The organism is Paraclostridium sp. (assembly GCF_051657365.1).
GTDB lineage: Bacteria > Bacillota > Clostridia > Peptostreptococcales > Peptostreptococcaceae > Paraclostridium.
The window spans coordinates 1-1,491 of the sequence record NZ_JBOFKN010000078.1 but is presented as its reverse complement, the minus strand read 5'-3'; the positions used below and the strand labels follow the sequence as shown (position 1 = coordinate 1,491).

Here is a 1,491-nt window from a genome sequence, read left to right as displayed (position 1 = left end):
GCTGAGTGAGCGCCGTGGTAAACATCCGCATTATCAGTCAGTGGGCCGCCGTAAATTTTACGACCGGAGAAATTACCGAATGCCTGATCGATACGGTCAACCGGCGGGAATACAGCATTAATTTCCGCAGAACGAATTTCACGACCTGTCGCGCGGCCACCGCCGTCATCAGTGTCGGTTAGGCGTTCAGATTCCAGCAGCTTTACATCAGAAGAGAGAATTGCCATCGTCAGATTTCCACAAGTTTCAGTTTGGTCAGCGCAAATTTTTCTGTGCTGTCGTCATAGCGAGAGGTGTCAGGAAGAACCGGCTCAGCTTCAAGATGCGGCATGTCATACAGACGGAAGCGGCATTGCCAGCTACGTTGCCCGATATGCAGCGTGACCACGCTACCGGCCAGCGCATTAAGCTGGCTTAGTGTTTCCCGCGATAGCCAGCAGCCATCCCCGCCCAGAGTGAAGGGGCGCCCTTTTTTGAGCGCCCCCACCTGCATAATGAAGCTGCCATCGCCGCCACGGTTTTCAGTGGCGGCAAAGGGTGCCCACGTGTGTTCGTCTTCCCACATCAACCCCTCAAGGCTGATATCATTCACACGAATCAAAATGCGTTCCCCCGTGCATTTTTCAGCATTGCCAGCAAATCACCCTCAGTGCCGGGGCGCGTATAGGCTTGCGCCGTTTGCCCAACCTGATCAGTGATCCGCACTTCCACCAGCTTCACGGTTTCTATTTCAGTCCGGCTCGGTGCGGATGACTCCGAAACAGTTCGCGTGGCCGATGTTTGCGGCGCGTCCGCTGCCATGCTCTTGGCTTGGTTCGCTTCAGCTGTCCGCTCTTTGGCTTGCTTTTTGCGCTCATCATCCTGTTGTCTCGCACGTGTCATCTCCTCGCGGGTGATCTGGGAATGCAGCGATAGCGCTTGCTGCAGCTTGCGAATGGTCTCGTCATCACCCGCCGTGCGCGCCTGATCTAACTGCTCCTGCAGGCGCTGGCGCTCTTGCTCCATTTGCAGAGCGGTAGCGGCCACGGTGTCGCCGTTGAGGTTGGCAAGGCGTTGCTCTAGTGATGAGAGGGTTTGATCTGCAGATTGGCGCAGCTGCTCCATCTTGCTGCGCGCAGCATCAATGGCGGCGTGCAGTCCAGACAAAGAGGAATCGTCCAACAGCTCAAAGCTGCGGGCTGATTGCTCGGCGCTGCGGATCATGGATTCGGTTAGGTTATTGGTTGTAGCGAGTTGGTTTTGCAGACGCTCAGCTGACACCTTTTGCTCCCAGAATGCAGTCTGAGCGCGTGCGGCGTTGTAGTAAGACTCGCGAACAGAGTCGAGGCCAGAGACAGTAACCCCGCCCCAGTTCTCAAACTGGCGTTGCTGCTCTGCGCGAGCCTCGGCCAGTTTGCGTTCGTTCTCGGTGGCCTGCGCTTGAATATCGCTACCGTATTGCAGCTGGTCATAATATGCAGCCACGGCAGGGCCGAGCGCTTCCAGTTCAGC

Annotated in this window: 3 protein-coding genes; all 3 read right to left on the bottom strand. The window is 56.6% G+C overall.

The annotated features are described in order from the left end of the window. Positions 1-227, bottom strand: a 227-nt coding sequence (locus ACRCYC_RS05410; protein ID WP_438618084.1) for a hypothetical protein, incomplete at its 3' end; no start/stop codon positions are given. Positions 228-229: 2 nt separating this feature from the next. Then, a complete protein-coding gene (locus ACRCYC_RS05405) occupies positions 230-601 on the bottom strand; it encodes a hypothetical protein (protein ID WP_438618083.1) in 372 nt (123 codons plus the stop codon). After that, positions 598-1,491: hypothetical protein (locus ACRCYC_RS05400; RefSeq protein ID WP_438618082.1), on the bottom strand; the 894-nt coding region annotated here is incomplete at its 5' end. The genes ACRCYC_RS05400 and ACRCYC_RS05405, both read right to left, overlap by 4 nt.